Source organism: Zobellia roscoffensis (assembly GCF_015330165.1).
GTDB classification, from domain to species: domain Bacteria; phylum Bacteroidota; class Bacteroidia; order Flavobacteriales; family Flavobacteriaceae; genus Zobellia; species Zobellia roscoffensis.
In genome coordinates, this window is sequence record NZ_JADDXT010000002.1 from 1,368,437 (window position 1) to 1,392,264 (window position 23,828).

Below are 23,828 nucleotides of genomic sequence, written 5' to 3' on the forward strand. Positions count from 1 at the left end.
CAATAAGGGTTGTTATTTGTTTTACGAAAAAGAAAAACCACTAGGCATCTTCCTTTTCTAACCTTTTAAGGTTTAAACTACGCTGCAATGAAGAATGCAGGAGGACCTCTTAATTGAGAAGAAAATGAATATTCGTTTGAATAATAAAGTGCTTTTAAGTGATAAGTACGATTTGTATTGGCCGATAAATGGTTTAGAATGAACTCAACTAAAACAACGTCATCAGAAGTATATAAAAATTGATGCAGCGCATGAGCGGTATCAATGTCCGAAAGCTCTCCGAAACAATGTGTTTTTGCTCCCTTCCAATACACACCATTAACCAGTGTATGGAACAACGTAGACTGTAACCACGGAAGCGCTTTAAATCCATCTACATCAAAAAACTCTTTACGCATCCCTAACAGATAGATTCCTCCATCTGTTGAAGGACCAACCACCATATCAACATTCTGAATTTGCTCAACAGCCTGTTCTAGTATTTCGGAAGTTAAATCTGGCGTGTCATTACCAATAGAAAGTACTTTGGTGTAACCTAAGTCAAAAAGTTCCTGAAAGGCATTTGCATAGCGTTCTCCAAAAGTTGTTCCTTTTTGAAGGCGCTCATCTATAACAACAACATCGGCTTGGGTTGCTGATGCAATTTTATGGGTTCGGTTTATAAGGATGTCAAAAAAGCCTTTGGACGCCTTTTTATTACGTTTACCAAAAAGGGACTTTCGTTCTGCTTCCAGCTGTGCCGAAAGCGAGAATATCAAAATCGCGGTATCCTTATTTTTTTGCCCCATTTATCAACTTTCGTCGTAATTGTTTTTGAACCTTACTTCTCTTTTGGGTGCAAGTTACTAAAGAAGTAACAAGCATTCTACCATACTATAGATAATTTCCTACAAATTAATATAGTATCATTAGTCCGTAAACACACCTAAATCATGATTTTAAATCAATTAGCTATAGTATTTTACTCGGTAATCGACATTAATTAACCGACCACGTGGTTTGTAGGTCGCTCGTTGAATGACCTCATTTTTAACCTTTTGGACACTTAAACGAAAAAATTGGTCAGACGACCCCTATTTCCGAACATAGCTTTCACTCCTAGTGTTCTTTGTATGAGACCCAACGGTCTGTTTAACCCAAATTTTAAAATTATGACCAAGAGCTTAAAACGCATGGCTACCATGCAAAGAATGCAAGTAACAGGACTAGAGCTTTTCTACAGAAACGGATACTACAATACAAGTGTTGATGATGTATTAAAAGAATTATCTTTATCAAAAGGAGCCTTCTATTATCACTTTGAATCTAAAGAAGATTTCTTTATTCAAATTATAGAAAACCTATTGGTTCGTAAAATGTACAGTCAGCTTATAGAGCCAATTGAAGGTCACGAAAATACATTGGACCTTATCACACAGTGTTTTGAAGAAGCTTTAGAAACTGCCGTTCACAATGAATTTGACTTTGGTTTTGTGTTAAGTAATTTCATTAACGAGTTTAATGGTAAGAATGAAACTGTAATGAAACACCTAAACGATATTCTTCGTATTTGGGAAGTAAACTTGGTATCTGCCGTACAACGAGGAAAGTTCAATGGCCATATTGATAGACATGTAGACAGTGAAGGTGTTGCCGTTTATCTTATGAGCTCTTACATTGGTGTGAGGACCTTAATGGTAGAAACTGCCCCTAGCGCACGTAAATATCGTTTTATGTCTCAATTACGTCAATACTTTAAATCTATTGAGCCAAAAAGAGCCTCCGCTTAAAGCAAATTTTACTCCGAGTAAAGAACGTGCTCAATTTTCTGTACCACTTGTTCCGGCAGAATGCTGTTCATGGCCAGCTCATAACCTTCAGGCATTTTATTGCCATAAATAGAAGTTGGAATAAGCGGAAATTTTACTCGGTCAGCACAAAGAGCATTATTAATATCTTGACCAAAAGGAAAGAATCCGGCATACGGATGGGTAACCCCCCAAATAGTAATTACCGGAATACCGAACATTGCCGCCAAATGTGCATTGCCGCTATCCATAGATAACATAATATCTAAATTTGAAATGAGGCCAAGTTCGTCACTAAATGAAAGTTTACCTACCATGTTCAAACAATTTTCAAAATTGGAATTGAAAACTTCTAGCTGTTCTTCTTGAGCGGAACCACCTCCAAAAAGGAAAATCTTATATTTTCCGGTAGTGTTAAGTTTTTCAATCACCTCTTTCATTAATTCCAATGGATAGGTTTTGCCTTCAAAAGCAGCGAAAGGGGCAATACCAATCCACTTTTTAGAATCAGATCCGGTGATTTTAATTATTTCATCTGACAGATCCGCTTTGGCCAATACCATATTTTGTGATAAATCGATAGGGAAACCTAACTTCTGAAAAACATCAACATACCTCTGATGCGTAGATTTTAATGGTTTGAACTCTTTTGATTTACTAGAGGTCAACGCTTTTTTTTCTGCCCTCCCTTTATCAATTTGTACAACCGGAAAGCCACCATACCTGAAATATTTTTTTAAGACTTTGCTGCGCAGCACATTGTGCAGATCGGCAACGGCATCAATTTTCAGTTTCCTAAGTTCTTTGTAAAGTTTCCAAAGGCCAAAAACCCCTTTATGTCTTCCCTTTACATCTGCTTCATAAACGCTAACGTTTGGTAACGTAGCAAACATGGGACTAAAAAATTTACGCGTTAGCAGCGTAATTTTCAGGGTAGGGTATTGCTTTGAGAGCGCCACAAGAACAGGAACGGTCATAGCAACATCACCCATGGCCGAAAGCCGTATGACCAACAAATGTTCTGGTTTATTTTTGGCCACGGAGAATAGGGTTCAACTCATCATCATTATACATCTTCATCTGCTTATATACTTTCATATATTTGTCTCCAGCCTCAATATCCGCTAATAATTGGTCAATTGCAGTGGAAAGGTCTTTCCGTTGTTCTAACAGTACGTTCAATTTTTGAGTACATTTTTCAATATGCTCAACAGAAGCGTCCGTACGGCCAACCTCTTCTTGCATGTGATAGATTTTTAAAGCTAAAATTGACAGTCTATCTATGGCCCACGCAGGACTTTCTGTATTTATTGTGGCACCGTCCTTAACGGTAACATCTTTATATTTCTCTAAAAAATAACTGTCAATAAATTCAACCAAATCTGTACGGTCTTGGTTGCTAGCATCAATTTTTCGCTTTAGTACCAAAGCATCATCAGGAGCAATTTCAGGGTCACGAATAATATCTTCATAATGCCATTGTACGGTATCTATCCAATTTTTTCTGTAGAGCAAACGTGCAATATCATCCTTAGGATAGGGGTTAACAAACGACTGATAGACATCATCTTGAATGTGATATTTCTGAATACTTTCCTCAAAAATGGTATATGCGAATTTACTGAACATCTCTTTCTTGCTTTAGAAGCAAAGTTATTCATAAATTATTTGATGGCAATACTGGTCATCAGTACCAAAAACGGAATAATTACTACGGCCATTAAAATAATCTCCTTAATGTTCGCTCTGCGCAATGACTCTATGTATTTGGTCATAAAAACAACTGCAGGAAAGAATGTAATCATAACAGGATAGACGTTGTCCGACAGCAATAGCACATTCAAAACTAGACCGAGGATGAAAGATAGGCCGATCAGCTGCATAGTTATTACCTTACCAAACCCTGACTTACCTAGTTTTATAAAAGCCAAAATACCGGCAATTAAAATTGTCAGAGAAAACAAAATTAATTTGGTACTGTGCCCCCAATATGAGAAATACCTGATGCTAGGTGAGACTGCAAATGTGTAGTGCTCAGCAAAAAAATTTGGTGTACCGTACAAAACTAGAACACATTCCGCAATCATGAGCACCGTGAAAATGGCAGCAAGCGGAACTAACCAATTTCTTATGTTTTTTGGCTCATAAAAATATATTGCCGCTACTACTAAAATTAAGAACAACACCGCCCAGTCATAAAAAAGGCTTGATACCAAAATCCAAATAGTTGCATCAAAAATTTTGAATTTAATATTTTTCAAAGACCTGATACTAATCAACCTTCGGGTGGCCAACAATAAAAAGAAGCTACAGAAAATAGCATTGGAATCTAATAAGGTTTCAGGGAAAACGACCATTAGAAGCCCGTAAAAAAGTATGGTAAACGAATTGACTCCCGTAACCTTATTCCGCTTTACAATAAAATTGACTACAAATACACTGAAGAAAAGAACAGATAAAATAAAGAATTGCCAAAATATCTGACCTAAGGAGTAGATTCTTTCGAACATTGAAAAATGGACGAACCAGTAGAAAATGAACAGAAACGATAGAACTATTATGTAATTAATTGGCTTTGTTTTGCCAAAAATGATTGATATCATTTGATAAACTATCTAAATTTTACGGACCAGTATTTTTTCTTTTCAAAGACAGAAACTATCCTTTTATTGTACTTGCAAAAGCACGAACTAAATCATCAACATTAAAATTTAGAAAGTTCCTAAGCTTTTTATACTTTTGCAAGTGTAAATATAGCTAACATGACATCATTTTTTGAAGGAATAGCGGATTTGTTCGTAAACCATTTGTTTTGGCCATTGGATCAATTGCGTTTTATGCATAGCTGGTGGGGCGCCAACATTATTAACTGGATTCTTGCTGTAATTGGTTTTGTAGCTTTTGTCTATTGGATGCTACAACTGAAAGAATACAGTGACAATGACGAAGAAGATAAATCAATATCTTCTCACTCTTACCTTTAAACCTCTTTAGGTTTTCTGATAATTTTATAGAAAAGATATTGGATTCGTTCTTCTAAAGATCGAATCCAATATCTTTTCTATAGTTCATATCCTCAAATTTTATCTTCTTGATATTTTCATAAGATGTAGCTAATGCCTCTTTGAAATTATCTCCGTAGGAAGTAATTGCCATTACCCTACCTCCACTAGTAACTACCTTACCTTCTTTTAGACTAGTGCCCGCGTGAAACACCAATGAGTCTTTAACAGAATCAAACCCAGTAATTTCTTTACCCTTTTCGTATGCCTCAGGGTAACCTCCAGAAACTAGCATTACCGTAGATGCCGTTCTTGGGTCTAGTTCTAAATCTATAGCGTCTAAAGTTCCATTAGCCACCGCTTCAAAAACCTCTACTAAATCATTTTTTATTCTAGGTATGACCACTTCCGTCTCTGGATCGCCCATACGCACATTGTATTCAATAACCTTAGGTTCGTCACCGACTTTAATAATCCCGATAAATATAAAACCTTTATATGGCAAATTATCCTTTTTAAGACCTTCTACCGTTGGTTTAACTATTCGTTGGTGTATCTTGTTCATAAAGGCCTCGTCTGCAAAGGGAACAGGTGAAATAGCACCCATACCGCCTGTATTGAGTCCGGCATCTCCCTCACCAATACGTTTATAGTCTTTGGCAGTTGGTAAAACCTTATAACCGTTTCCATCTGTAAGCACAAAAACACTTAGCTCTATACCAGCTAAAAACTCCTCGATAACAACAGTTGCACTGGCATCGCCAAATTTAGCATCCACCAACATGGTTTTTAGCTCTTCTTTTGCTTCCGCGATATCTTCTAAGATAACAACCCCTTTACCAGCTGCCAGTCCGTCTGCCTTTAATACATATGGCGGCTGTAAGGTTTCAAGAAATTTGAAACCTTCTTGAAGTGTCTCGGCAGTAAAACTTTCATAGGCTGCGGTGGGTATGTTGTGCCGCATCATAAATTTTTTAGCAAACTCTTTACTACCTTCCAGCTCAGCACCTGCTTTTTGCGGTCCGATTACTGGAATACTCTTTAATTCAGAATCGTTAAGAAAGTAATCATGAACTCCGTTTACCAACGGGTCTTCTGGGCCAACTACAACAATATTCACGTCATTAGCCAGAACAGCCTTTTTGATTCCCTCAAAATCGTTTACACCAACCGGTATGTTTTTGGCGATTTCGGCAGTACCCGCATTTCCGGGGGCTACATAAAGATTATTTAGTTTGGGGCTTTGTTTTAGTTTCCAGGCTAAAGTGTGCTCGCGACCGCCAGCACCTAAAATAAGAATGTTCATGTTCTAAGGTTTGCGCAAAAATACGTTTTGAAGGGGAAATATTCGTTATAACTATAGATTAATATACCAAAAACGAAATAACTAAATCAATGGGCTACACTCCACGCGAGAATAAAACTGTGGTAACGGTCTTAAAAATAATTCGTAAATCTATAGTAATAGATTTGTTCTTAATATAGTACAGATCATACTCAAGCTTTCTAATAGAATCTTCAAGATTCTCCCCATATTTATACTTTACCTGAGCCCAACCCGTTATTCCAGGCTTTATAAGATGTCTTGCACTGTAGTAGGGAATCATCTCATTTAGTTGATCCACAAATACTTTTCGTTCTGGTCTAGGGCCAATAAATTGCATATCCCCCTTAATTACGGATATAATTTGGGGTAGCTCATCAATTCTAAATAATCTTAATATTTTACCGAAAGGCGTAATTCTTGCATCATTTGTAGTGGCCATTGCCGCACCTGATTTTTCGGCATCAACTACCATAGACCTAAACTTATAGATACTGAATTCTTTACCGTGAAACCCCACTCTTTTTTGAGTGTAGAATAACGGACCCCTATTAAAAAATAAATTCCCGAACCAAACAAAAGGAATACAGACGATAAATACCAGACCTGCAAATAGTGACAAAATAAAATTCACGCCGAATGTGAAAATCCGCCCCAAGTATCTAATTTTACGGTTTCTCAATTGGAGTATTTCGTAAAAACTATCGTTACGAGATCTAATGGGAAGAGCTTGATATACATCCTCATAAAAAGAGGTAAACGTCACCACTTCTTTTCCTAACAATATAGCCCTCAGCAGTACTTTCTCCACATCTTTAGGAATATCATTGTAACTCTGCATATTTATGATAAAGACATCAATTTTATCAACAGCAGACATAAACAGTTTCTTTTTAATATAATCTACCTGCTCTAAAGGATATGTAAGCTTAACTCGATAAAACGTTTTTAGCTCGTCTCCATTAATAACGGCTACGTCATCTTTAAGTAGACTAGCCGCTTGTTGGTCATATATATACAGAACGTTTTTTGTTACTGGAATAATTCTAAAAATATTCCTGAAAAATAAACGCCATAGGCCTATTTCCAGAGGTGTTAATAAAAGAAAATATAGCAGAGGCATTCTCCAAAAGCTCACATCGTATACGATGACCAAAAACAGAAATACTATAAAAACGTACATGGCACTTATGTAAAGTGACTGCGAAAAAACATAACGACGTTTTGAAACTTTCTCAAGGTTGTAAAATTCCAAAATATAGGCTAGAACCAAATAGCTTGCCACGCCAAAAGAAAAAACAACCACTTTTAGCCCCATTAAAATATACTTGGCGTCAATAGCATTGTTCACCAAAACATTTAACGAGGCCAGTACTATAATCAAATCGCCTACAAGCAATATAAACTTGCGTTCTACAGAATTTAATACGGAAGGCCTAGGCATTTTTACCAGTTTAGAATTACCAAAAGTAACTTTTCAATTTTAAAATGATTGCGGAAACCGTATAAAATATAGATTGTGGTAAAGATAAGCCTTCCACCTCCCTATAGATTTGCCACTCGTATTTTAGCAGTTTAAACTTATTTGAGGATATAGACTCATTGCCTATACGGTATGTAGACAAAACTTCATCAAGTCCATAAGCATTGGATTTTTTTAATAGCTTTAGCCATAATGCATAATCTTGGCGCTTTCTAATAGAAGGCATATATTGCTTACCAAAAAAGCCCACATCATACATAACAGTTAAGCAACCTATTGGGTTTTTATAAAGTGCAGATTTATACGATACCATTCTTTTAGCTCGTACTACGGCATTAATAAGGCTGCCTCCACCATCCATCTTATCGTAACTAGAAAAGGTAAAGTGATAATTATTCTTTTTCATGAAGTTTAGTTGCTTTTCAAGCTTTGCAGGATACCATGTATCATCACTGTCTAAAAAGGCAATGTAATTCCCTTTAGCTATCTCAATGGCCTTGTTTCTTGCTATACCGGCTCCACTGTTTTTTTCAAGTCGATGATATTTAATTCTGGTATCTTTTTCTTGAAATGACCTTATTAGTGTTTCACTATTATCTCTAGAACAATCGTCCACCAAAATATGCTCCCAATTAGAGTGGGTTTGGGCCTGTACCGAAGCAATAGTGTTCGCCAAATATTTTTCGGAGTTGTATACTGGCGTAATTATGGAGACTAGGGTCATTAATTGTGTTGATTTAAAATAACAGTCACTCCCTTCGGACTAGACTGAACAGAATTATTTTCTATACTTCATTCAACTTCAAAAATAAGAATCTTTTATTTGTTTGATTCGGTTTCAACACTTGACCGGCGTAACTAGAATTATAACATTTTAAATGGGTTATTTTTCCTTATTTAACTTGAAAAGCACAGAAAATTCAACTAAAGCTCAAAACCAACCAGTTCCTCAACAATACGCCGCCCCGTATCTCCTTCTCCATAAAGATTCATGCTAAAATCGATATGAACTTTTTTTATACGGTTAAAGGTTTCAACAATTTTATGCTTGTCGGACCCGGTCAAAAAATTCACCTTGTTATGGATAAGCTCTACCCATTCGGTCTCTTCCCTTACCGTTATACAGGGTTTTTTAAAGAAAAACGCTTCTTTTTGCAAACCGCCACTATCAGTAATAACACAACTACAGTTTATAAGCAACCATATCATCTCAAAATAACCAACAGGTTCTAAAATCTGTATATTGCTGTCAGGCACAATGCCAAAATTTTCCAGTTTTTTAATAGTTCTCGGGTGCAAGGGTAAAATAACTTTTTGGTTCCGGGCAATTACTTTTAAGGCCTCGAAAATGCAGGTCAATTTTTCCTTGTCGTCGGTATTCTCCTGACGGTGTATAGTAGAGAGCACAAATCCCGCATCCTCTGTGACCGTTACCGGACGATTTGCCCGATCGGCATAGAAAAGTGCGGCATCGTACATAACGTCTCCACAGAGCACCTGTTTGATATCAATGGTATCATGGCCCTCGTTTTTTAAGTTGTCGACAGCCGTTTGGGTAGGACAAAAAAGAACGTCACTTATCCTATCAGTTAGTATTCTATTGACCTCTTCAGGCATCCGCATATTGAAAGAGCGCAATCCCGCCTCAACATGGGCAACCTTAATATGTAGTTTTTTAGCCGCCAAAGCTCCAGCAATAGTAGAATTCGTATCTCCGTAAACAAGCACCCAATCAGGCCTTTCACTGAGTAACACTTCCTCTATTCTCTCCAGCATCTTGCCTGTCATTGCACCGTGCGAAAGGCTGTTAATCTCAAGATTATAATGCGGTTTGGGAATGTTCATTTGATCAAAGAACACCGCACTCATGTTCTCATCGTAGTGCTGGCCAGTGTGAACAATCCATTCTTCTATATTGCAATCCCCTTTATTGGCGTTAAACTCTTCAATTGCCCTACTTACAACGGCAGCTTTTACAAACTGTGGTCTTGCGCCAACGATTGTGATTATTTTCATAATATTCCGATTTCCGAGGTTCCTTTACGAGCGTTCCAAGCTAGGCATAATTGATTGTTCATATCTTTTTTGTAGATGAAAGCAAATATTTAATAGAATAACAAATAACTATTCTGACTGTAGACGTATTAGAAAGGGAAATTAAATCTATTAAGCTGATGATTATTAGGAAAAGCTGTCGTAAAACGCAATTAACTTTTTTTCTTGACTAGCCCAATTGAACTTTTCCAACACCGCTTTTCTGCCCCTGAGCCCCATTTCCGAGGCACGTTGCCTTTCATTGACCAAGGTTTTGATTGCTTTTCCAATATCTTCGGGCTTTTGTGGGTCAACAAACAAGGCACAATTTTCTTTTTCAATTAGTTCTCTCCAATATGAAAAATCAGAGGCCACAACTGGAATACCGGCAATCATATATTCAAACATTTTTACGGGTATACTATCTACATAACTTTTGGTCGGTTCAAGTACAACCAACCCTGCAACTGACTTTTCTAGCGTTACTCTAACTTCATCTCTACTTAAAAAACCGAGTTCCTCAACATTTTTCCACCCTTTACTCTTAACCGTCTCTTCCCGTAATCCCTCATTCTCAAATTTACCCCCTAAAAGAAGCTTAGCGCCATTCGAAAACCGCATAGCGTCGACCATGTTCAAAACACCCCTTACTTTTGAAATAGCACCCACATAACAAACCGCATCTTCTTTTACAATATTCTGGGAACCAACAATTTCAAACTCTTGGATTTTAGGAAAATTACATACCTGGACAACGTTTTTATTAGTAATTAAAAACCGTCTCTCCAAATTTGGGGTAACCGTCACTACGCCCGAGAGCTGAGAAACAATTTTGTTCTCGTACCTTTCAATAATTTTTGAAAGTGGTCTTCTCAAAAAAGAAGGTAAGTAAGCCTTATCAAGTACTTGTCTTGGAACGTCTTCATGCGAATCGTAGATTACAATTTTGCCCTTCTTCTTCAAGTTTGTGCCAATCCTCAGTAATTCTGGGTCGTGAAAGTGAAAGATGTCGGCGTTTAATTCCAGTGCTTTACTTAAAATTATCTTATGATAGTGCAATACCCGTTTTATTCTTCCGGAGGGTTTTCCAACATCCAGAATTCTAACTCCATTTTTATCTTCATCCCCTTTTCCGTCAGCGACTATTAGAGTAACGTCATATTCCTTTTCGGCAAGACAACAGCATTCTTTTACAAAAATGCGCGTATCGTACCTTACGTGTACCGTAGTCAGGTGGCATACTTTTCTTTTAATGGTATTTTTTATCAAGTTGATAAGTTTTTTATAATTTATACAATTGCCTATTCCAATAGAGAATATAGGATTTGTCCATCAAATTTACGCTTAGCTTGTGTTTGTTTACATAAAGTATTTATTTATAAAAAGAGTGAAATTTCAAAAAATAGAATTTGCATTTTCCTTCTGAAAAGATACCATTAACGTTATTTTTGACTAACTAAAACATACAGTACCTTATTGTTTAATTCTTGTTCGATTGCTTGATCTAAAGGAAAAAACGACACTGAAAAACACAAAGAAAAGCACCCCCCGTTGGAGGCTCATTAAATTCTCAAAAAACCCTATGGTAATTATCATAATCAGAAAAGCTTTGAATAATATGTCATCCTTTGACCTAAGGAAAAGCAGCATCAAGAAAACAGGTAACCAAATGCCAAAAAACCCATAATTAATTAGCTCTTCCAAATATTGATTATGGGTACTTACGGCATTTGAAGTAATGCAGTTTTCCATATATACAACTGACATTTCATGCCCATATCCTAAAAAAGGTTTTGAATAGATTCCTTGGAGTGCACATTGCCAAGACTCAATACGGTTGCTTGAACTAAAGCTTAACGAATTTACCATACCAGATTCGTTTATAAAAAAACCGACTACCAGCAAAACTAAAACAATCAAAACAAACATATTAAAGACTATGCCCACTTCTTTCTTAAGATACCTCATGGAATAGAACCCAATAAAGGCCAAGCTTAACAAAAGAGTAAGCTTGCTTCCGAAGCCAACTTGGTTTAACAAAATAAAAAAAACAATTGAATATAAGTATCCTTTTTTTATTTGCAATGATTCGTATAGGAGAATAACTATTGAAAAAGTCATATACATGCCAATATAAGTATGATGATAAGCACCTGGCAAATTTTCCCTTAAATCATAAATTAAGAAATGGTTAAACTCAAATTTTCTGTTTGTAATTATATTGGTATAAAAATATGTTAAGTACCCGTATGCATATAAAATATAAAGCAACACGCCCAAAACCATTGAACACAAAAGTTGTGACCTTAGAATATGCATCTTGTCTTTGACAATCCAAAAAACTAAGGGTACAATTATAAAAGAAACTCGCACTTCACGAAAAACTGGCTCAAAACTAAAACTCCGTAGGCTATTTGTAAAAGTGTCTATAATAATAACAAGAGCACCAAAAACCACGAGAAAATTTTGATTAAACCCGTCAAAGGAAATTGTTTTCCAAGCTCCTTTTGCCCCAGCAATTACTATCACATTCAGCAGTGCGGCCGCTAAAGCGATTGAACTAATCAAATGAGGTAATGGCAATGCCAACACCATGGGGAATACTAATACGAAGAAATACTCAAGAGGTAACTTCATCTTTGATTTTTGGATTAAACACCAATAGGCCAATAAAAATAAAAAGCAACCATAAGCCAACTAAATCGCCTGATTTTAAGGCGTTCAACAAAAAGTAAAAAACAAACAACTTGAATAAAATTCTTCTTTTATAAAAAAAAGGTAAAAACAAGAAAATAAGGAAGAGCAATAAAAAAAATATTCCTAACTCAAAAAACACTTCAAGAAAGATGTTATGTGGATATTCCCTTTTGTCTTGCCCCGAGTAAATTATTCCAAAGCTCCCTATTCCATTTCCGAACAAAAAAGTAGATAAAGAATTGAAAATATAGTCGATTGTAAATGTTATTCGCTCAACCCTCCCCAAAACAGACTTGTCTTCTCCAATTTGGAAAAGCGACGTAAAACGTATTATTCCCAAGTATAAAAAACTATAGATTTTTTCATACTGTGTGATTAGTATAATTGGCAACACCGTTGAAGCGATAGCTAAGTTTCTAAGAATTTTTGGCTTTATCCTGAAGTCCATTATCTTGACCAAAAGAGATTTCCATTTCCATACCAAAAGTGTTATCATAAGAAAAATTAAGGCTCCCCGTGCTCCCAAGCCCAATAATACTACAATCGAAAAAAAGCCTACTAAATAACTTTTTTTTAAATAGACTTGTAGAATAGCTAAAATACAAAGCCCCATTCCAAAACCTAAATAGAACTTCCTTATATCATAAAACCTTATGCTCACCAACCTGTAACTACTGTTCAAAGGGGAAAAATACAATGTTTTGGCAACGATAAACCAAACAGTTAAGGGCAATAATATGAAAAGAAATAAATTGTATTGTAAGTTTAAGTTCCATTCCTTTATAAATAACGGGTAAATGAAAAACAATACGTTAATTGAAAACAAAAAGCTTTTTTCAAATGAAAAACTTTTTGATGGGCTATAAATTAGAGAGATCACAATTAATAGATACAGAATAAAGAGAATTGCAATCATAAACAATTTCTCCTTGTTTAATCTAATTTGTTGAACTCTTGTTACTGAACAATAGACAATATCTAGTGCTACTATAGCAAAGATTAAAAATGTCCAATCAAAAGGTGCATTTAAGTAAGAGAAAAATGGCTTTATTATACCACTAGTTATAAATAACCATAGTAGAACATTTTGAAAGGTCGTATATTTTATTGTTTTAGCAATCTTAAACATTATTCCAAGTGATATTTTTTACTCAATATATCTTCTTCATATTCCACACAGGGTTTTCACCTTTCATTGATTTGCATTTCCCCTAGTAAATTGATAAACATATGTTTTCTTCTTTTAGTCTGAAATGATGAATTATGCCACAACAAAGTTAAATTACTCTTTTTTGTTTTCAGTTCACTAAACAACCTTGCAGCCGTTGCAAGGGCCTCTTCTTCAGTTAACCTCATATAATTTTTGTTGAACATCGAAACTTCCATTATAATCAAAGGCCTTATTTTAAGATTAAGCGCCTTCCTTTCAATACTATCATAAAAATTATACTCTCGGGATGTTCCACACCTAAAACCAATATGCTCAGCGTAACCAAGCGTGCTATCATATTCCATACCGGCGGCTTCCCAGTTTTTTTCCGTTATTCCGGTTTCCCACCTTAAATAATGTTGCCTTCCACCCTTAATTTCATTTGGGTCACCTCCTGCCTGTTGGTATACTTTTCTCAATAAATTAATTTCCTGGATTGTCTTCTCCTTGTCATTATACGAATCATAACTTCCATGGTAACCCACTTCGTGTCCTCTTTTTATAATCTCTTGCATAATCAGAGTAACCTCTTCACTTTCAATATCATAATATCCATCTATACCTTTTTTGTTATTCAGAGGAATAAAGTAAAATGCCATTTGAAGTTTATATCTCTCACATTCAGACATCATAAACTGAAACGTTCTAAATGGATCTTTTTTCTTCATCCCAAAAACACCTACCAGAAAAAAAAGTCTAAAGGAATCTAAAAATTTTACTAAGGATTTTCTTTTCACTAAATCTGCAGCCAATCGGTTAAGGATACCCGGAAACCTAATTCCTTTGTCCCAAATATGATCCACATCACAGCTAATAAACGTTCGAGAAACGCTATTCCTCCTTTGTAAATCAAGCCATAAAAAATTTATGAGTTCCCACAACAAATCTACATATTCGTCTACTATGGGTGTTAACAACAAATTCTCTTTAAAGCAAATGGATTTTTTAACAGGAAACCTACCGTGTGAATCTCTTGTTTTGACAACTAATTCTTCATATCTAGACAACATAAAAAAACTAGAGCCAAATATATCCAAACCTATTTCAATAGTGTTATCTGTTTGTATAAACTCCTTCTTACCATATAAAATTGGGCAATTAAATGTGATTTTCGGTGATACGTTGCCGCAAATAAATTCTAAAGGCAAGCTAGGCATGGTGTCCGGAGACAACCATTTTTTATTAATGAACTGTTGAAAAAAATCTGCGTTAAGTAGGATTTTTTTTCCGTTTCGGACAATTCTAATATCAGTAAGGTTATCGTCTAGGACCAAAACAAAATCAACACCTAGAAACTCGTGAAGAACCAATTGAAAGATGTATTCTTTTTCAGCTAAACAAACCCTGTTCGTATGAATTTCTACCATTACCCCCTGTACTTAATGACTTTAGCAGGATTGCCTACTGCAATTCCATTGGCAGGAATATCTTTGGTTACTACCGCCCCTGCGCCTACGACCGCTCCATCACCTATACAAACTCCTTTTAGAATAATTGACCCAGCCCCTATCCACACATCATCACCAATAGTAATAGGTTGTTCTACATGGGGTTGCGCATTCATAGGTTCACCTAACTCTATACCATGATCCCTACTCCAAATAATGGTTTTGGGGCCTATCATGACATTGTCGCCAATAGTAATATCGCCCAAAAGATGACAGTTTGCATTTAAGTAAAACTTATTTCCAATTTGGATTTTAGGGCTTCCTACCAACCTACAATAGGGCTCGATTACCGCCGTACCTTTATAGAGCACATTGCTAAAAGTAGTATTGTTAAAAATAACTACTCCTTTCCTTTTTAGGCGGCTTTTTTTTATGATCAGTTTAAACCTATTTAAAATTGATTTAGGCATTTTTTCCCATGATTTTACGTATAACTAACTTTGTTAAGGATACGGCGGTATAAAATTGATCGACCAAAAAGGGAAATGGATCTTTTATATCCCAAAGAGCCAAGCTCATGTTTTTATTCCCCAGATTGTTTTTAAAATACTTAAAATATCCTCTCCTAAAAATTAGATTGATAATCTCATGTTTAAAATAGCAAAAATGTCGCAAAGCTGGGTTTTGCACATATTTGGGGATTGGCATATCCAAAGCATCGCACCATTGGGTGTATTGCAAGCACACTCCAGAGAGAAAACCTGTACGGTGCCACATCATGGACCTAAGGTTTATTTCCATGAGCTTGTACTTACCATCCCTTTTGTCAAGTTTAAATTCCGGTTCACATATTCCGTAAAGGGACATTCCTTCCAATAATACTCGGCCCTGCTTCTTTATGATTTCAGGAGCCTCGTTGGAGGCTGATGAAAAAACTCCGTAGTCATCTGGGAATTGAGTTAGCTTTTTACCTATCCACTCATTCAGTATTTTCTTTGTTCTTTGACTTCTATATGCCGTATATGCATAAATAGTTCCGTTTGTATGCCCTGGAATAATCTCCGAAGCAATAAACGCAACTCCCTTCTCCATAAAGGTTTTTAATTGCTCCTGAACTGCTTCAAAGTCTTCCCAAGAATTAACGGCACAAGACCTGAAGACTTTTATTTTTAAATCTTCCCTTTTATTGGGTTTGATTAATAGAGGTAAGGCCAATAGCTTTATATTATTAATATCGGCCTCACTTTTGACCTCAATGGTCTTAGGGTATGGCACACCCAACTTTTCACAAAACTGATATTGAACAGCCTTATCCGCCACCTTGTGAAGATTATCAGGGTTAAACGGCAAAAAGCAATAGGGTTCTATTTGGTTTTTTAATGCAAGAAGGTTTTCCATCTGGTGGTCATCAGTTGGGTATATGACAAGTTTGGTATACTTCTTACTAAAGTCTTCCAAGGCGATCAATAAGTCTTCCCTGCCTGTTCCTATTTTGCGTTTTTCCTTTAGTTTTCTACTAAACCTTGCTATTTGATTGCCATGATAAAGCAAAGCAATATTCTTGACACGAAAGTAATCAAGTTCTTGTATAATTGAATATCCATTTACGTATCCCCCTAAAACAACAGCACAAGCATTGTTTTTCATCTTTGAAATCGTTTCTTAATTGAGCTTACAAACCCCATTTGTCTTATTTTAAACCATATAATTTGAAATCGCCATATTTTGAATCTAATAGTTGAAAATAGAAATTCTAAACGATTATAGATAAGCTTTGGAACGCGGTACATTACATTTAAATAATTCACTATAGCAACAAATAGAAATCGTGGTATACCAGTAAGTTCCTTCACTACCGGAAAGTCATCTTGCTGATATAGAAACGTATGGTCCACAATTTTGGTCTTAGTATCATATTCAACTAATTGGGATACCCTATTAACAAACCTCCATTTCTTATAAGTCAACTTGCTTACAGAATGATATTGTCGCGTTACATCTATTTTTTTTATTAAGTCAATATTCAAGGGTCGATTAACTGCCTCTATACTGGGTTTTATTAAAAAATTGGGAAAAAGACAGTTTCCCAAACTAAAATAGGCCCTTTTGTTATTGGCCGACAAAAAGCCCTGTACCCTATGTGGATGTGTCCCCACAATCAAAGCAACTTTGTCATTTTTTAAAAGTTTTTTAGCCAATACTATATTTTTATATTGTGTTAGCCAAACATGCTCACGGCCCCAATGCATATAGAGAATTGCTTTGGAACCGTTCGGTATTTTATTAAGGTCGCTTTCAATCCCTTCCAAGGTTAAAGGTGCTACTCCCGGGCTATTTTTCGTAGCAACTTGTATATTGTTCAATGTAGGCGAATTAAACTGGCAATAACCCAATAAACAAAGACTGTCTTTAATCCATAATGGTTTTTTTGCTTCATTAAGATCTTTGCCAGCTCCAAAAGAAGCTATTTTGTACTTTCGGAGGTTTTCAATAGTCTCCAGAATACCTGCATCTAACTTATCATGAATGTGGTTGTTAGCTAAGCAAACGGCATTAATTCCACTGTTTTTCAGTGTTTCCAAAACTTCAGAACCCGTAAATAAAACAGACTTGTCCGCAATTTTATGGGAATCACTTACTGGGTGCTCCAGGTTAATAATTTTAAAATCTGCATCATGAAATCGTGTTATGTCAATACACGATTTCAACTCTTTAGCAATAAGGTCGCCCCCCAGAAAAACATCGCCTACAAAGACTACCTTCATAATTAAATTTTTCCCTTTACTACTGATTTTAGAACAAAGAATAAATATACGTATACCCCACTTAAGACTCCTACTTGCAACAAAATCAAATTTGTTATTTCAAAATTTAAATACCATGCGGAGAATAAAACTATTAATTGTGCGGCCATAATCAACATTTGGCACAACAAGGCCAGTTTCTGCTTCTCGTAAACAATATTTGTTAAACTAAGCGGTCCGAATATAAATCTTAAATAATAAAGAGGTATTAAAAGTTGTGCAAATTTCCCGGCCGTTTCCCATTGCTCTCCAAAAACCAGAATAAATACATCCTCAATAATAAAAAAGGCTGGAACAAAAATAACACTCCCTAAAAGCACTAACTTTTTAAACGTGTTTCTAAAAATTTTATATGCTTTTTGCCCATTATCCCTTTCTTCTGATAATTTTTGAAAAAAAACCTGCCCTATTGAATTTCCAATCAACGAAATAGGCAAACCTATATATCTTGTAGAATAGGAATAAAAACCAACATAATTTAAACTATAAAAACTTGAAACGAAAAAATTAGTTAGATTTACCGAAGTTGTGTTCAAAAAAATACCCCACATTGAAAATTTAGGAAAATCTAAATATCGTAAAGCCAATATTTTAAGGTTGGCGTACTTTGTATTTTTAATTGCAGTTGAGTTTTTTAAATATGTCTTTGCCATTTTAAGATTACCGAAGAAGTGAGATACTATTTGACCAATAATTAACCCTCCGCTGGTATATTTGCTCAAGCCTAAAAACAATTGAAAACCATTACCACCTAATGATTTAAAAACATTCGCTTTAGCTATGTTTTTAAATTCTTTTTCTCTAGAATTGAAGTAATTAAGGGCATTGAACGTTCCCATTAACAGAACACTTAAAGGAACAAAAAATAACCATTTGGACAATTTTGGATCTCCTAAAAATATGGCTATGTTTTTTGAAAAAAAGAGAATTATGATAAGAGATATAATTGAAACGATAGTTGTAATTATAATCGCCAATAAGGTTAATTGAACCCCCTTTCTTTTTTCTTTTGGGAGCATTATGGCCAACTCATATCGACCACATGAAATAGAGCCTAAAATTTGTACAATGGAAAGATATAGGGCTAGCCTTCCAAATTCATTCGGAGAATAAATCCGGGAAAGTATAGGTGCCAATAATAATGGTATTATTTGAGCAAAAGCGGTACCCGACGTTAATGTGAGTACGTTTCTTGCAAACTCAGACTGAACAATTGTCCTAAACTTTTCCTCGAGTTTTCTCAATATTTAATGTTATTACTTTAAAAACTCATGATACTCTCCCTTCAAACCAACAGGTTCAGAGTTACGAATATTATGAACGATTTCTATAGCTGTTCGGGCAGCATCAACGCCGTATCCCTTGCCGTCAAGTATGTCTTTATAAACCATGGTATGAAGATCTGTAAAACCGCCGCTGAATTCTAATTCTTCACCATTAATGGTTATGGACCTAAAAGTTGTTTGGCCTTTATCTCTAATTTCTTGTGGGAGGTATTGTGGGCTTATAGAAAGGAACCATTTAACTCTGGCATTTTCGAACTCTAGATAACCAGCTGCTCGGTCATTTTCATGAATATGTACAATATTCTCTTGTACATCTCCAAAAATCCAAGAGAGCATGTCATAAAAATGGACACCAATATTAGTGGCTATGCCCCCAGATTTTGTTTTGTCTCCTTTCCAAGAGGTATGGTACCAGTGCCCCCTAGAGGTGAGATAAGTAAGGTCTACTTCAAATTTTGTGTCCTTCTTTGCATTTTTCACTTTCTCTCTAAGGGCAATAATACTTGGGTGTACCCTTAACTGCAAAATATTATAAATCTTTTTGCCCGTTTTTTCCTCAACATGCTGCAATTTATCAACATTCCAAGGGTTAAGTACCAAGGGTTTTTCGCAAATTGCATCCGCACCACTGCGCAACGCAAATCTAATATGGGCATCATGCAAATAATTTGGAGAACAGATACTAACAAAATCCAAATAGGTGTTTTTCTCGTATTTGAGTTTTTCTATGTGACGGTCAAAACGTTCAAATTCAACGAAAAAATCTGCATCAGGAAAATAAGAATCAATAACTCCTACACTATCGCCTTTATCAAAAGCGGTAAGCAAATTGTTTCCCGTATCCTTAATGGCCTTCATGTGCCGGGGCGCTATGTAGCCTGCTGCGCCAATTAATGCGAAGTTTTTCATCTATAAATGTTTTATCAAATTGGAAGTTATATACTTTATTTCGTCGTTGGTTAAATATGGATTCATAGGAAGGCTCATTACCTCTGCAGCACAAGTTTCACTAACCGGAAAATCTCCTTTTTTATGCCCTAAATAAGCAAAACACTCCTGTAAATGCATAGGTATAGGATAATGAACTGCCGTAGGAATACCTGCTTCTTTTAAACGTGCTTGAAGCTGTTCCCTATTTTTAATTCTAATTGTATATTGTGCCCAAACCGAAGTTCTGTCTTCTTTTATGTTAGGAGTGGATACATAGGAACTTAATTGTTCTGTATATTTTTCAGCCACATTTTGTCTTCGCTCAATATCCTTTTCGTAGTGCCTTAGTTTTATATTAAGAATAGCTGCCTGAAGATTATCTAATCGGCCACCCATACCAATGTACTTGTGTGTATAACGTTTTACCTGTCCATGAACGCGCATTGCTTTCATCTTGTCATAAAGCTCCTGGTCTTTTGTAAATACCGCTCCTCCATCTCCAAAACACCCCAATGGTTTAGCGGGAAAAAAACTGGTACAACCAATAGTTGTGGCGGAACAGCTTCGCTTTCCTTTATATAGAGCTCCAAAGCTCTGCGCAGCATCTTCTATTACAGCTAAATTATGTTTAGAAGCAATCTTATTGATCTCATCCAAATTAGCCATTTGCCCATATAGCGAAACAGGCATAATAGCCTTTGTCTTTTCAGTTATTGCACCTTCAATAAGGGATGCATCCATATTAAACGTTTCTTCATCAATATCAACAAAAACCGGTTTTGCACCCAAGCAAGCTATAGTTTCGGCAGTAGCTATAAAAGTGAAAGGGGTTGTGATAATCTCATCGCCCCCACGAATACCCAATGCCATCATAGCCAATAATAGGGCATCCGTTCCTGAAGACACCCCCAAAGCATAGTCTGTTTGCACATAGTCCTGTAAAGATGCCTCAAGCTCATCCGTTTCTTTTCCCAAAATGTAACGGGCAGAGGACATCACATCCAAAACGGCTTTTTCAAATTCAGAACTATGCTCTTGATACGCCTTAGTAAGGTTGGCAAAATCAATCTTCATAAATAGTAAATGGTTTTTATTTCATGCGGACAACCTTTTGGTCCTCCAATTTATATACTTGATTACTTTCTGGGCAAGTAGCACTATTTCCATCGTTAAATTCCAAACGATGCCCGTATTCGCTAACCCATCCTATTTGTTTACCAGGATTGCCAACAATTAGTGCGTAATCCGGCACGTCTTTGGTCACCACAGATCCTGCGCCGATCAAGCAATATTTTCCCAGTGGATTACCACAAACTATAGTAGCATTAGCACCAATTGATGCCCCTTGCTTAACAAGTGTCTTTTGATAATTGTCTCGACGAACAATGGCACTTCTAGGGTTTATAATATTGGTAAATACCATGGAAGGACCAAGAAAAACATCATCCTCACAAACAACACCAGTATATATAGAAACATTGTTCTGAACCTTAACGTTATTACCTAATATCACTTGAGGTGAAACTACAACGTTTTGACCTATGTTGCATCTTTCACCTATTTTACAATCTGACATAATATGAGAAAAATGCCATATTTTAGTACCTAGGCCTATGTTGCAGCCTTCATCAACAACGGCTGTTTCATGGGCAAAAAACGTATCGGTAGACATATTGGAAAGTTAATTCGGTTATTTTTTTAAGACGCTATATGCGGGCCTTCTAGCAAAAGTACGATAATTCTTCGCTTTCTCTAATTGTACCTTTCCGAACAGATTGTTTTCGCGTAATATTTCCTCTGCAAAACCGTACCAACTTAGACTTTTCTCATCGGTAAAGTGGTGGATTCCATAATGCATACTTTCACCTGCAATTAAATTCAAAACATATTTAGCCAAATTACCCGCATGTGTTGGGCAACCCACCTGGTCATCGGTTACACTAAGGTCGGCACCTTCCCTTGCTTTTTGCAATATAGTTTTATAGAAATTTTTTCCGAATTCCGAATAGAGCCAAGAAGTTCTAATAATGAAATAAGCCCTCATTAAACTTTGAATATGCTGTTCTCCTTCCAGCTTAGACGCCCCATACACATTTATTGGATTAGTTGCATCAGTAACCAAGTAAGGAGAACCTTTTTCTCCATCAAAAACATAGTCTGTTGAAATATGTATCAAGACGGTTTGCTCCTCTTTACAAATGGTCGCTAAATTTTTAACACCTTCGGAATTGACTTTAAATGCCTTCTCAGGTTCTTTTTCGGCGTTTTCAACATTAGTATAGGCCGCACAGTTAATACAATAACTAAACGCCTTAATAGATAGCTTTTTTTCTATCGATGTAACATCTGTAATATCTAATTCGTTTGAACTTGCGAAAACAAAATCTAATTCCGGATATGAGGAAGCTATTTTCTGAATGCTTTGGCCCAATTGCCCATTGGCACCGGTTACGAGTACAGATTTCATCTGAAGAATTCTTTAAAAGTAGGAAGTACTATATCTTTTTCGGAAATAATGGGCGACTCTACAGGACATTCCCAGTCGATCTGTAAATCTTGATCATTATAAATTATACCGCTTTCCGAAGCTGAATTATAAAACGCGTCACATTTATACATAAACGTAGCCTCATCACTCAAAGTAACAAAACCGTGAGCCATACCTTTTGGTATAAAAACAGCAGTTTTATTTACACTAGACAGTTTAAGCTTGTAATGTTTCCCAAAAGTGGTGCTGCTTTTTCTTAAATCTACTATTACATCCAAGACCTCTCCATGAACAACTTGCACCAATTTAGCTTGAGCATGAATGCCAGTTTGAAGGTGAAGCCCCCTAAGCACTCCTTTTTTTGACACCGAAATGTTATCTTGAACAAAGTTGATCTGCTCACCTACGGCGTTTTCAAATTTTTTCTGCTGGTAAGATTCAAAAAATACTCCCCTTTCGTCTTCAAACTGTTTTGGCTGTAAGACAAAACAGCCTTTTAAACTGGTTTCCGTTATTTTCATGCTATTGTTTTCAGCAATTTATAGCTCTAATAAATAGTTTCCGTAACCACTTTTAACAAGAGGTTTGGCGAGTTCGTGTAATTGTTCTCTAGAAATATACCCCATGGTATATGCTACTTCTTCAATAGAGCCTACTTTTAGACCTTGACGCTCTTCAATAACCTCAACAAATTGCGATGCTTGCATCAAAGAACTAAATGTACCCGTATCCAACCACGCAGTACCACGGTCTAGAATGCTTACAGTTAATTTTTTATCCTCTAGATACACTTTGTTAATGTCAGTTATTTCAAGTTCCCCTCTTGAACTTGGCCTAATTTTTTTTGCAATTTCCACCACTTGGTTATCATAAAAATAAATGCCAGGAACCGCATAGTTAGATTTTGGCTTATCTGGTTTTTCCTCAATTGAAATTGCCTTACCATTTTCATCAAACTCAACAACACCATATCGTTTTGGATCCTGTACGTGATAGCCATAAATAATTCCACCATCAGGGTTGTTATTGGCTTGAAGCAGTTTTGCTAGACCAGACCCATAAAATATATTATCGCCCAAAATAAGAGCAACTTTATCTTTTCCAATAAAATTTTCTCCAATTATAAAGGCTTCGGCCAATCCGTTCGGGTTCTCTTGTACGGCATATTGGAAGTTACAGCCCAATTGACTGCCATCTCCCAATAACTTTTTGAAAAGCGGAATGTCTTGCGGTGTGGTAATGATTAGTATTTCTTGGATACCAGCGGATAGAAGCGTAGCCAATGGATAATAAATCATCGGTTTATCATAAATAGGCATTAGCTGCTTGCTCACAGCCAAAGTAAGTGGATGTAAGCGAGTTCCCGACCCTCCTGCTAAGATGATTCCTTTCATT

At 36.1% G+C, this 23,828-nt stretch carries 23 protein-coding genes; 2 read left to right on the top strand and 21 right to left on the bottom strand.

Going from position 1 to position 23,828, the window contains the following annotated elements; all coding sequences use genetic code 11:
* Nucleotides 1-77: 77 nt before the first annotated feature.
* Nucleotides 78-788, bottom strand: a complete 711-nt coding sequence (locus IWC72_RS05905) for a TIGR04282 family arsenosugar biosynthesis glycosyltransferase (protein WP_194529147.1) — start codon at nt 786-788, stop codon at nt 78-80.
* A gap of 363 nt (nt 789-1,151) precedes the next feature.
* Here IWC72_RS05905 and IWC72_RS05910 point away from each other — a divergent pair, with 363 nt between their 5' ends.
* The gene (locus IWC72_RS05910; protein WP_194525293.1) at nt 1,152-1,769 is read left to right on the top strand and encodes a TetR/AcrR family transcriptional regulator; all 618 of its coding nucleotides are present in this window, start codon (nt 1,152-1,154) and stop codon (nt 1,767-1,769) included.
* A gap of 8 nt (nt 1,770-1,777) precedes the next feature.
* On the opposite strand, the gene IWC72_RS05915 is transcribed toward IWC72_RS05910, so the two are convergent.
* The 3 genes from IWC72_RS05915 to IWC72_RS05925 are packed head-to-tail and all read right to left on the bottom strand — an operon-like array spanning nt 1,778 to nt 4,297.
* A complete protein-coding gene (locus IWC72_RS05915; RefSeq protein WP_317171392.1) occupies nt 1,778-2,827 on the bottom strand; it encodes a glycosyltransferase family 9 protein in 1,050 nt (349 codons plus the stop codon).
* Nucleotides 2,814-3,416: a DUF4254 domain-containing protein gene (locus tag IWC72_RS05920; protein ID WP_194529148.1), complete on the bottom strand. Its 603-nt coding sequence runs from the start codon at nt 3,414-3,416 to the stop codon at nt 2,814-2,816. The genes IWC72_RS05915 and IWC72_RS05920 overlap by 14 nt, the downstream gene beginning before the upstream one ends.
* A 35-nt stretch (nt 3,417-3,451) precedes the next feature.
* Entirely contained in the window at nt 3,452-4,297 is an 846-nt protein-coding gene (locus IWC72_RS05925; RefSeq protein ID WP_226967962.1) for a hypothetical protein, read from the bottom strand.
* A 252-nt stretch (nt 4,298-4,549) separates the two neighbouring features.
* Between IWC72_RS05925 and IWC72_RS05930 the strand changes: the two genes are divergently transcribed.
* On the top strand, nt 4,550-4,771 hold the full coding sequence (locus tag IWC72_RS05930; RefSeq protein WP_194525296.1) for a DUF6341 family protein: 222 nt from the start codon (nt 4,550-4,552) through the stop codon (nt 4,769-4,771).
* A 52-nt stretch (nt 4,772-4,823) separates the two neighbouring features.
* Here IWC72_RS05930 and purD read toward each other — a convergent pair whose 3' ends face one another.
* From purD to rfbA, 17 genes are all read right to left on the bottom strand, one after another.
* Nucleotides 4,824-6,095 (bottom strand): phosphoribosylamine--glycine ligase, encoded by a 1,272-nt coding sequence (gene purD, locus IWC72_RS05935; RefSeq protein ID WP_194529149.1) that lies wholly within the window; start codon nt 6,093-6,095, stop codon nt 4,824-4,826.
* A 94-nt stretch (nt 6,096-6,189) separates the two neighbouring features.
* Nucleotides 6,190-7,557, bottom strand: a complete 1,368-nt coding sequence (locus tag IWC72_RS05940; protein WP_194529150.1) for a sugar transferase — start codon at nt 7,555-7,557, stop codon at nt 6,190-6,192.
* Between the two features lie 16 nt (nt 7,558-7,573).
* Nucleotides 7,574-8,320, bottom strand: a complete 747-nt coding sequence (locus IWC72_RS05945) for a glycosyltransferase family 2 protein (RefSeq protein WP_194529151.1) — start codon at nt 8,318-8,320, stop codon at nt 7,574-7,576.
* A 200-nt stretch (nt 8,321-8,520) separates the two neighbouring features.
* Nucleotides 8,521-9,612, bottom strand: a complete 1,092-nt coding sequence (wecB, locus tag IWC72_RS05950; protein ID WP_194529152.1) for a non-hydrolyzing UDP-N-acetylglucosamine 2-epimerase — start codon at nt 9,610-9,612, stop codon at nt 8,521-8,523.
* Between the two features lie 165 nt (nt 9,613-9,777).
* The gene (locus IWC72_RS05955; protein ID WP_226979502.1) at nt 9,778-10,899 is read right to left on the bottom strand and encodes a glycosyltransferase family 4 protein; all 1,122 of its coding nucleotides are present in this window, start codon (nt 10,897-10,899) and stop codon (nt 9,778-9,780) included.
* A 204-nt stretch (nt 10,900-11,103) separates the two neighbouring features.
* Nucleotides 11,104-12,087 carry an O-antigen ligase family protein gene (locus IWC72_RS05960; RefSeq protein ID WP_194529153.1) on the bottom strand — a complete coding sequence of 328 codons (984 nt, stop codon included), beginning with the start codon at nt 12,085-12,087 and terminating at the stop codon, nt 11,104-11,106.
* 1,425 nt (nt 12,088-13,512) lie between these two features.
* A complete protein-coding gene (locus IWC72_RS05965) occupies nt 13,513-14,904 on the bottom strand; it encodes a polysaccharide deacetylase family protein (RefSeq protein WP_194529154.1) in 1,392 nt (463 codons plus the stop codon).
* Entirely contained in the window at nt 14,904-15,395 is a 492-nt protein-coding gene (locus IWC72_RS20405; protein ID WP_194529155.1) for an acyltransferase, read from the bottom strand. Before IWC72_RS20405 ends, IWC72_RS05965 begins: the two co-directional genes overlap by 1 nt.
* Nucleotides 15,388-16,572 (bottom strand): hypothetical protein, encoded by a 1,185-nt coding sequence (locus IWC72_RS05975; protein ID WP_194529156.1) that lies wholly within the window; start codon nt 16,570-16,572, stop codon nt 15,388-15,390. The genes IWC72_RS20405 and IWC72_RS05975 overlap by 8 nt, the downstream gene beginning before the upstream one ends.
* On the bottom strand, nt 16,569-17,690 hold the full coding sequence (locus IWC72_RS05980) for a CapA family protein (protein ID WP_194529157.1): 1,122 nt from the start codon (nt 17,688-17,690) through the stop codon (nt 16,569-16,571). The genes IWC72_RS05975 and IWC72_RS05980 overlap by 4 nt, the downstream gene beginning before the upstream one ends.
* Before the next feature lie 2 nt (nt 17,691-17,692).
* Nucleotides 17,693-18,973 carry a lipopolysaccharide biosynthesis protein gene (locus tag IWC72_RS05985; protein ID WP_194529158.1) on the bottom strand — a complete coding sequence of 427 codons (1,281 nt, stop codon included), beginning with the start codon at nt 18,971-18,973 and terminating at the stop codon, nt 17,693-17,695.
* 12 nt (nt 18,974-18,985) lie between these two features.
* Nucleotides 18,986-19,924: a Gfo/Idh/MocA family protein gene (locus IWC72_RS05990; RefSeq protein WP_194529159.1), complete on the bottom strand. Its 939-nt coding sequence runs from the start codon at nt 19,922-19,924 to the stop codon at nt 18,986-18,988.
* Entirely contained in the window at nt 19,925-21,019 is a 1,095-nt protein-coding gene (locus IWC72_RS05995; RefSeq protein WP_194529160.1) for a DegT/DnrJ/EryC1/StrS family aminotransferase, read from the bottom strand. It abuts the gene before it with no gap.
* Nucleotides 21,020-21,035: 16 nt separating this feature from the next.
* On the bottom strand, nt 21,036-21,617 hold the full coding sequence (locus IWC72_RS06000; RefSeq protein ID WP_194529161.1) for an acyltransferase: 582 nt from the start codon (nt 21,615-21,617) through the stop codon (nt 21,036-21,038).
* 18 nt (nt 21,618-21,635) lie between these two features.
* Nucleotides 21,636-22,412, bottom strand: coding sequence for a dTDP-4-dehydrorhamnose reductase (gene rfbD, locus IWC72_RS06005; RefSeq protein WP_194529162.1), 777 nt, complete (start codon nt 22,410-22,412; stop codon nt 21,636-21,638).
* Nucleotides 22,409-22,954: a dTDP-4-dehydrorhamnose 3,5-epimerase gene (gene rfbC / locus IWC72_RS06010; protein ID WP_194525311.1), complete on the bottom strand. Its 546-nt coding sequence runs from the start codon at nt 22,952-22,954 to the stop codon at nt 22,409-22,411. Before rfbC ends, rfbD begins: the two co-directional genes overlap by 4 nt.
* An 18-nt stretch (nt 22,955-22,972) precedes the next feature.
* Nucleotides 22,973-23,827 carry a glucose-1-phosphate thymidylyltransferase RfbA gene (rfbA, locus tag IWC72_RS06015; RefSeq protein WP_194525312.1) on the bottom strand — a complete coding sequence of 285 codons (855 nt, stop codon included), beginning with the start codon at nt 23,825-23,827 and terminating at the stop codon, nt 22,973-22,975.
* Nucleotide 23,828 lies beyond the last annotated feature (1 nt).

Excerpts from the sequence above, each read along its gene's own strand:
- IWC72_RS05940 (WP_194529150.1), bottom strand. The coding sequence starts at position 7,557 with ATGCCTAGGCCTTCCGTATTAAATTCTGTAGAACGCAAGTTTATATTG.
- IWC72_RS05975 (WP_194529156.1), bottom strand. The coding sequence starts at position 16,572 with ATGAAAAACAATGCTTGTGCTGTTGTTTTAGGGGGATACGTAAATGGA.
- IWC72_RS05905 (WP_194529147.1), bottom strand. The coding sequence starts at position 788 with ATGGGGCAAAAAAATAAGGATACCGCGATTTTGATATTCTCGCTTTCG.
- IWC72_RS20405 (WP_194529155.1), bottom strand. The coding sequence starts at position 15,395 with ATGCCTAAATCAATTTTAAATAGGTTTAAACTGATCATAAAAAAAAGC.
- IWC72_RS05930 (WP_194525296.1), top strand. The coding sequence starts at position 4,550 with ATGACATCATTTTTTGAAGGAATAGCGGATTTGTTCGTAAACCATTTG.
- rfbD (WP_194529162.1), bottom strand. The coding sequence starts at position 22,412 with ATGAAATCTGTACTCGTAACCGGTGCCAATGGGCAATTGGGCCAAAGC.
- IWC72_RS05945 (WP_194529151.1), bottom strand. The coding sequence starts at position 8,320 with ATGACCCTAGTCTCCATAATTACGCCAGTATACAACTCCGAAAAATAT.
- IWC72_RS06000 (WP_194529161.1), bottom strand. The coding sequence starts at position 21,617 with ATGTCTACCGATACGTTTTTTGCCCATGAAACAGCCGTTGTTGATGAA.
- IWC72_RS05920 (WP_194529148.1), bottom strand. The coding sequence starts at position 3,416 with ATGTTCAGTAAATTCGCATATACCATTTTTGAGGAAAGTATTCAGAAA.
- IWC72_RS05910 (WP_194525293.1), top strand. The coding sequence starts at position 1,152 with ATGACCAAGAGCTTAAAACGCATGGCTACCATGCAAAGAATGCAAGTA.
- IWC72_RS05990 (WP_194529159.1), bottom strand. The coding sequence starts at position 19,924 with ATGAAAAACTTCGCATTAATTGGCGCAGCAGGCTACATAGCGCCCCGG.
- rfbA (WP_194525312.1), bottom strand. The coding sequence starts at position 23,827 with ATGAAAGGAATCATCTTAGCAGGAGGGTCGGGAACTCGCTTACATCCA.
- IWC72_RS05995 (WP_194529160.1), bottom strand. The coding sequence starts at position 21,019 with ATGAAGATTGATTTTGCCAACCTTACTAAGGCGTATCAAGAGCATAGT.
- IWC72_RS05965 (WP_194529154.1), bottom strand. The coding sequence starts at position 14,904 with ATGGTAGAAATTCATACGAACAGGGTTTGTTTAGCTGAAAAAGAATAC.
- purD (WP_194529149.1), bottom strand. The coding sequence starts at position 6,095 with ATGAACATTCTTATTTTAGGTGCTGGCGGTCGCGAGCACACTTTAGCC.
- wecB (WP_194529152.1), bottom strand. The coding sequence starts at position 9,612 with ATGAAAATAATCACAATCGTTGGCGCAAGACCACAGTTTGTAAAAGCT.
- IWC72_RS05980 (WP_194529157.1), bottom strand. The coding sequence starts at position 17,690 with ATGAAGGTAGTCTTTGTAGGCGATGTTTTTCTGGGGGGCGACCTTATT.
- IWC72_RS05925 (WP_226967962.1), bottom strand. The coding sequence starts at position 4,297 with ATGTTCGAAAGAATCTACTCCTTAGGTCAGATATTTTGGCAATTCTTT.
- rfbC (WP_194525311.1), bottom strand. The coding sequence starts at position 22,954 with ATGAAAATAACGGAAACCAGTTTAAAAGGCTGTTTTGTCTTACAGCCA.